Source organism: Acetobacter sp. JWB (assembly GCF_003323795.1).
Taxonomy (GTDB): Bacteria; Pseudomonadota; Alphaproteobacteria; order Acetobacterales; family Acetobacteraceae; genus Acetobacter; species Acetobacter oryzifermentans.
Window position 1 is genome coordinate 2,467,324 of record NZ_CP030871.1, and the last position, 7,677, is coordinate 2,475,000.

Consider the following 7,677-nt stretch of genomic DNA (forward strand, 5'->3'; position numbering starts at 1 on the left):
GGGAAATTTCACCACGAATACGAGATATTTCCGTAGACTTTTCGGCCTTCCCCCAAGTAACACACATCTGTCTGACATCCAGCTACGTAATATTTATTAGTGAGATTGGACATGGATAACTGGACTTTCAGACCTTTTAAACTCCGGAATTTTTGTCCAAAATCGTAATGGGCACCGATATCAAACAGGATGTAGGATGGAACTTTGTATGATTCAACATTATCGCCATAAGTCGAACCAATATATCTCATGCCCCAATTAACGCCGATCCCCTCCATAAATGTTGATGGCACTGTATAGTCAGCAAATACCGAAAACATATTACGAGGAACGCGCGGCACATACATGCCCTGTTGCGATATTTTGTCCCCATAATTTGAATCTGTATAAGGATTATACTTTTTATTGGTTAAGTTGCTTTTGGAAAACTGCGTATCTGTGTAGCTATATGATGCCACCAACCTCAAGTTTTTTGTTATATTGGCATTAGCCGATACTTCGAACCCTTGGGATTTGACACGTCCAGCATCCGTACTGCCGCCGTGTACTAGATCACTGATAAGATAATGATCTTCGTCAATATGGAAGGCGGCTGCTGTTAACAATATATCCTGATTAGGAACTTTATATTTCAAGCCTGCTTCAAGTTGTTTTCCTGTAAGTGGCGCAAAAGGTTGACCCAGATAACTAGTCGAAAGTTGCGGAACAAACGATGTAGAATAACTAAAATATGGGGCAAGACCAAAATTAAATTGGTAAATCAGCCCAGCTCGCCATGTAAATGCTGATTGGGGCTGGGGCTTGTTATCTTTATAGGTATGAGTAACGTTTCCATTTCCGTCACTGGTATAAGTTGTTGTGTTATGATCGTAATTTACCCAATCCTGACGCCCTCCCAAAAGTACGGACAAACCTTTCCATTTAATCTGATCTTGAAAATAAATTCCTTCTTGAAAAAAGGAGTAAGGCACTATAGTTTTTTGACCATAACATTTTCCAGATACAATATCAAAACATGGCGTATAATTAGGACGTGGGTTGTACACGTTCATACTTATCGGATAATCATAAGAAGCATCAAAAGCACTAGAGGAATTATAGCTATAATCTCTAAAATCACTCCCTACCACCCACTTATTTTGAACGTGACCTATTTTGAATTTTCCTGTTAAACGTGCATCAAATTGTATTGTATTATTTTTAAGTTTGGATTGCTCTGCATCCACAGAAATATTCTGAACATCAATTGCATGATCCCAAAAGGCGTAATTCGTATTTGACTGTGCGTTATCCCAACGGAACGTTTGATCGAAATTAACAAATTTATTGAAGCGATGATGGAACTGTGATTCCAGCATGGCATCTGTCTTGCTGTACGAATTGAAGTTTGGTAAGCCAAGAAATGTACTGCGTGAAATTCGTGGGATTTCTGAATCTGTAATTAATGTTCCTCGAACTGGCCGGCTAATATCCACTCCATTATTTGGAGTATATTTATACATTCCCAAAAGAGTCCATGATGTATCTTTATCAATATCCCATGTTAAGGAAGAAAGAATTCCCACACGCTGATACTTAACATGATCAGTTTGAGTGCCTTGGGTGACGCCTATCCCTGCCACTCGAAACCTCAGTGTCCCAGATTTATTCACTTTATCACTATAATCAAAAGTCCCTTCATAGCGACCCCAGTTACCGAAACCGACGGAAACTTCGTGAAGTGGGGTTGTAGTTGGCTTTTTCAGGGTTATACCAATCATCCCACCTGGTGTTGTCTGCCCGTACATAACTGACGCAGGCCCATTAACCGCTTCAATTCGTTCTACAAATGCTGTTTCTCCAGATGCTCCCGATGTTCCCATCAGGCCATCCACAAATTGCGTCGTGCTAAATCCACGCTGCTTAATAGAATTTGACCCGTCAGATGCCGCTCCGACATCCCCGGTTCCCAGACTTTCGGCATATATACCAGGAACGTAACGCAAAGCTTGGGCAATCGTTTGTGGCTGTTGGTCAATTATTAGCTGCTTAGTAACTACGTGAATGGAGTTCGGTATCTCCATAATAGACGTGTTCGTTTTAGTCGCAGACATCGTGTTTTCTGCAACGTAACCGACGCCGGGGCCAGTGGGATCCTGATGCGCCAAGGTTCCTCCGACGCGTACAGGACCTAGCGTGATGTTGGCGGAAGCCGGAACGAGCGTCACAACATTTCCTGAAAGACGATAGGTCAGGCCCGTGCCTGCAAGCAACCGGGTCAGTGCCTGCTGCGCAGTCATACGTCCAGCTATACCGGGAGACGATAATCCCTGAATAACAGATGTCTCGACCGAAACCTGCTTTCCAGACTGCGCTCCGAAAGACGTTAGCGCCTTTGCAAGAGATCCTGTTGGAATAGAAAAGCTTTTTGATTGATCAGCAGTCATCGCAGATGAAACCACCGTTTGAGCAAAAGCGCCTGGTGCTCCGGCAACAGAAGCCAGTGCCGAGCTTGTCATCAGAATTGCTGCAATAATTTTTCGGTCAGCACCGACACTCACGTTCCGTCGCAACGGTATTGTTTCCCTTACTGTGCTTTACGTAGCAGGGGACGTGCCGTTAATACGACTGCATTGCAGTTTCATCCCCTACTTGAGCGACGGGTGCCGAGAAATTTTTTTCCCTCTTTTTTATGATCGGATACGAAAAAATTAGAAATCGGAGATAATGACAAACCAAGGCGTCACATGCCTTACGGCTACACCCTCATGAGCCTGCGCCAAGGCGTGCAGGGCTCCGAGTGGGTTATTCAGGTCATAAACCCCTGTAACCCGCCGTGCAGCGAAGTCTGAACTGGCAAGCACAATCATCCCTTTGAAGTAGGGACGAAGTTTTTCCACCACATCAGCCACCGGCTGATCATTAGCAATCAACTGCCCATGTCTCCATGAGGCGATTTCGGTCCCGTCAGCATTCGTACGATGGAAACCGCCCTTCCAGCCTACGTGGATCGCCTGTCCCGCCTGCAAACGCTCTGAAACCCCAAAAGACGGAGAAGCATCTACCTGCACAGCTCCCTGCGCAACCGCAACATCCGTACTATCCACCCCGAAACCGACTTCAAACGCAGTGCCAATATCTGTCGTGCGGACACTATGAGCATCCACGGCAAACGGGCACGTTGCGTCATGTGTCACTTCAAAAAAAGCACGACCTTTCAAAAGACGAATATGCCGTTGTGACCCTTTATAATCCACGACAATAGCACTCTGAGGAGCTAGCTCTACGTCTGTACCATCTGCGAGCCGGATCGACTGTTGTTGGGCCGTGCCTGTTGTATAATCAGCTTGCCACCAAAGAAGAGCGCTCGGAGCTACCAGTAGAACGAGACAGGCGGCGAGCGCCATCCCTGCACCAACTACCGGAACCATTCGCCTCGATAGGATGCGCTGCGATGGCAGAGGAGCTACCTCGTCGGCTACATCTCGCGCTTCAAATACACGGATGGCAGCACCTTCATTCGCCGCTGCGGGACCAATCAGATCATAGGCTTGCGCGGTCTCGGTCCAGGCTTTTCTATTGGCTGGGTGAGCGGAAAGCCATTCAGCGAAACGGGTGCGAAGATCGGGATCATCAGGCTCATCTTCCAAAAAGATAAGCCAGTCAGTTGCTTCCCTTATTGCCCGTTCGTCTTCGCTCTCTATCCCTGCCGTCATCCCTCTCCCGATACTCAAGCATCATGTTGGCCGTCACATGTCCGAACATGGACGAAGTCAGTCCCTACTTCATAAACGAAGCAGCGTAGATTTTTTTCTATAATGATTTATGGGAACGACTTCAGGCGTCTCCGGCAATGGGCAACGCCTTCGGCGATCAGAGTATGGGCACGTGTTACAGAGATTCCCAGCCGTGCGGCCACCTCCCTGGTCTTCAATCCTTCAAGACGGTGCAATTCCACGGCTATTCTTGTGCGCTCTGGGAGTTCTGCAAGAGCATCCCGCACAATGGCCAGTTGCTGGCGATGCAGAATCTCGACTTCCGGAACGGCCCGCTCATCTGGCTGAAGATGAGTTGTCTCGCTTCCATTGTCAGAAATCACATAACGGCTACGGCTGATATGTGCCCGTCTGCCATCAAGAGCAATATTTCGGACAATGCGAAAGAGATAGCGTAACGGTTCACGAACAAAATTCGGATCAGCCTGAGAGGCAGTCGAGAAACGAACCCACGCTTCCTGAACGATATCCTCGCTTTGCGTCGTAGTTCCCGTGACAGCGGTCGCATAGTCGACCAGCCGTTTACGGTTCTGCACGAACAGGCTCAGATTGTCCTTCTCGCTGTCCAAAGGTGCGCTGTCCACTTCATCACGCGGTCATACGAATCCGCTTCACCAAATTTAAGAACCATTCTTATTTGGTAGCTACGTGAGGACGTCAGGGAAGGCAAGGAGAAGGTTCGCGGATCGGCTCTGTGCTGTGTGGCGTGGTCCGATTCTTACCCTTCCCTGCCCTCCTCCGTCACACCCCACACGGCCGAAAACTACGCGTTTTTTCTCCGCCGTTTGATTCCTATATGATTCCAGTTGTGGGTCCGGAACGCAGAAAGCCCGCTCTATGAGCGGGCTAACAACTTGATTTCATTTGGAAATTTTGGTTGCGGGGATAGGATTTGAACCTATGACCTTCAGGTTATGAGCCTGACGAGCTACCGGGCTGCTCCACCCCGCGGTTGTGATTGTGTTGAAATTTGTAGGGGTAGTAAGTTTTGGCAGGGTGGATTGGAAGACCTGGCGGCGACCGACTTTCCCGTGGCTTAAGCCACAGTATCATAGGCGCTGGGGGTTTTCACGGCCGAGTTCGGGATGGGATCGGGTGGATCTCTCCCCGCCATGGCCACCAGGTCATCCAGTCCACCCTGTAAGGGTGTGTGGAAGACGGTTGGTAGAAGAAGTAGGCGTATATATGGATGATTTCTGTGCACGGGCTGTCCTTTTAAGGGGACAGTAAGAGAGTGAGCCTATTGGGTGATTAGGACCAGTTAGCTGCACGTGTTACCACGCTTTCACACCTGGCCTATTAACGTGGTGGTCTACCACGACCCTCAGGGAGACCTAGTTTTGAGGTGGGTTTCCCGCTTAGATGCTTTCAGCGGTTATCCCTTCCATACTTAGCTACCCGGCGGTGCCGCTGGCGCGACAACCGGTGCACCAGAGGTATGTTCATCCCGGTCCTCTCGTACTAGGGACAAATCCTCTCAAGTCTCCAACATCCACGGCAGATAGGGACCGAACTGTCTCACGACGTTCTAAACCCAGCTCACGTACCACTTTAATCGGCGAACAGCCGAACCCTTGGGACCTGCTCCAGCCCCAGGATGTGATGAGCCGACATCGAGGTGCCAAACCTCCCCGTCGATGTGGACTCTTGGGGGAGATCAGCCTGTTATCCCTAGAGTACCTTTTATCCGTTGAGCGATGGCCCTTCCACGCGGGACCACCGGATCACTATGGCCGACTTTCGTCTCTGCTCGAGCTGTCACTCTCGCAGTCAGGCGGGCTTATGCCATTGCACTCAACAGCCGGTTTCCGACCGGCCTGAGCCCACCATCGCGCGCCTCCGTTACACTTTGGGAGGCGACCGCCCCAGTCAAACTGCCCACCATACAGGGTCCCGGATCAGGCTAACTGACCACGGTTAGACATCAGAAAAATTCAGGGTGGTATTTCAAGGATGGCTCCACAGGAACTGGCGCCCCTGCTTCAAAGCCTCCCACCTATCCTACACAGAATGTCTCTGATGCCACTGTAAAGCTGCAGTAAAGGTTCATAGGGTCTTTCCGTCTGACCGCGGATACCCCGCATCTTCACGGGGAATTCAATTTCGCTGAGCCGATGCTGGAGACAGCGGGGAAGTCGTTACGCCATTCGTGCAGGTCGGAACTTACCCGACAAGGAATTTCGCTACCTTAGGACCGTTATAGTTACGGCCGCCGTTTACCGGGGCTTCAATTCAGTGCTCTCACACCTCCTCTTAACCTTCCGGCACCGGGCAGGCGTCAGACCCTATACGTCGTCTTTCGACTTCGCAGAGTCCTGTGTTTTTAATAAACAGTCGCTACCCCCTGGTCTGTGCCACCCGCCAATGGTTGCCCACCAACGGGTCTCGCTTATCCCGAAGTTACACGAGCAATTTGCCTAGTTCCTTCAGCATCGTTCTCTCAAGCGCCTTGGTATTCTCTACCAGTCCACCTGTGTCGGTTTCGGGTACGGTCTATACGCCAGAGCTATTTCCTGGAATGCTCCAAAAGCCAGGTCAATCCGTTAAGACCTGACAACATATCGCATTCGTCACTTCTGGCAGGTACAGGAATATTCACCTGTTTCCCATCGACTACGGCTCTCGCCCTCGCCTTAGGGGCCGACTAACCCTGCGTGGATTAACCTTGCGCAGGAACCCTTGGACTTTCGGCGACAGTGTTTCTCGCACTGTTTGTCGCTACTCATGTCAGCATTCGCACTTCCGATATCTCCAGAGAGGGTCACCCCGTCTCCTTCACTGACTTACGGAACGCTCCGCTACCGCGCATATCATAGATATGCACCCACAGCTTCGGCACGTGGCTTGAGCCCCGTTACATTTTCGGCGCAGGGTTTCTATTAGACCAGTGAGCTATTACGCTTTCTTTAAAGGATGGCTGCTTCTAAGCCAACCTCCTGGTTGTTATGGAATCCCCACATCCTTTCCCACTTAGCCACGATTTGGGGGCCTTAGCTGGTGGTCTGGGCTGTTTCCCTCTCGACAATGGACCTTAGCACCCACTGTCTGTCTGCCAGGCTATACTTCCGGGTATTCGGAGTTTGGTTGGGTTTGGTAAGGCTTTGGGCCCCCCTAGCCCATCCAGTGCTCTACCCCCCGGGGTAACCACCTGACGGTCTACCTCAATAGATTTCGCGGAGAACCAGCTATCTCCGAGTTTGATTGGCCTTTCACCCCTAGCCACAGCTCATCCCCGACTTTTTCAACAGGCGTGGGTTCGGCCCTCCAGTGCGTGTTACCGCACCTTCAGCCTGGCCATGGCTAGATCACTCGGTTTCGGGTCTTCTGCCAGCAACTATGCGCCCTATTCAGACTCGCTTTCGCTACGCCTACACCTATCGGCTTAAGCTCGCTGCAAACAGAAACTCGCTGACCCATTATACAAAAGGTACGCCGTCACCCCATAAGAGGCTCCGACTGCTTGTAGGCATCCGGTTTCAGGTCTCTTTCACTCCCCTCGTCGGGGTGCTTTTCACCTTTCCCTCACGGTACTTGTTCGCTATCGGTCACTAGGGAGTATTTAGGCTTGGAGGGTGGTCCCCCCATGTTCAGACAGGGTTTCACGTGCCCCGCCCTACTCAAGCATTCTCAAAGACACTACACATACGGGACTGTCACCCACTATGGTCAGCCTTTCCAGACTGTTCTGCTTCTTCTTCAAAAATGACTGGCCTGTTCCGCGTTCGCTCGCCACTACTAGCAGAATCTCAATTGATGTCTTTTCCTCCAGGTACTGAGATGTTTCAGTTCCCCGGGTTCGCCTCGTAACCCTATGTATTCAGATCACGATACCCATCGCTGGGTGGGTTGCCCCATTCGGAAATCTGCGGATCAATGCCTGCTCGCGGCTCCCCACAGCTTATCGCAGCGTGCTACGTCCTTC

The 7,677-nt window shown here is 50.3% G+C and carries 3 protein-coding genes, 1 tRNA gene and 2 rRNA genes (1 of these 6 only partly in view); all 6 read right to left on the reverse strand.

Going from position 1 to position 7,677, the window contains the following annotated elements:
* Positions 1 to 8: 8 nt before the first annotated feature.
* A complete protein-coding gene (locus DS739_RS11695) occupies positions 9 to 2,540 on the reverse strand; it encodes a TonB-dependent siderophore receptor (protein ID WP_231621212.1) in 2,532 nt (843 codons plus the stop codon).
* Positions 2,541 to 2,690: 150 nt separating this feature from the next.
* On the reverse strand, positions 2,691 to 3,695 hold the full coding sequence (locus DS739_RS11700) for a FecR family protein (protein WP_035352378.1): 1,005 nt from the start codon (positions 3,693 to 3,695) through the stop codon (positions 2,691 to 2,693).
* 107 nt (positions 3,696 to 3,802) lie between these two features.
* The gene (locus tag DS739_RS11705; protein ID WP_006117370.1) at positions 3,803 to 4,339 is read right to left on the reverse strand and encodes a sigma-70 family RNA polymerase sigma factor; all 537 of its coding nucleotides are present in this window, start codon (positions 4,337 to 4,339) and stop codon (positions 3,803 to 3,805) included.
* A 290-nt stretch (positions 4,340 to 4,629) separates the two neighbouring features.
* A tRNA-Met gene (locus DS739_RS11710) sits at positions 4,630 to 4,706 on the reverse strand.
* 57 nt (positions 4,707 to 4,763) lie between these two features.
* Positions 4,764 to 4,879: ribosomal RNA gene (gene rrf, locus DS739_RS11715) — 5S ribosomal RNA — on the reverse strand.
* 106 nt (positions 4,880 to 4,985) lie between these two features.
* Positions 4,986 to 7,677: ribosomal RNA gene (locus tag DS739_RS11720) — 23S ribosomal RNA — on the reverse strand (it continues 51 nt past the right edge of the window).

What these genes read in the sequence shown, in the direction of transcription:
- DS739_RS11700 (WP_035352378.1), bottom strand. Translation starts at nt 3,695, where the DNA reads ATGACGGCAGGGATAGAGAGCGAAGACGAACGGGCAATAAGGGAAGCA.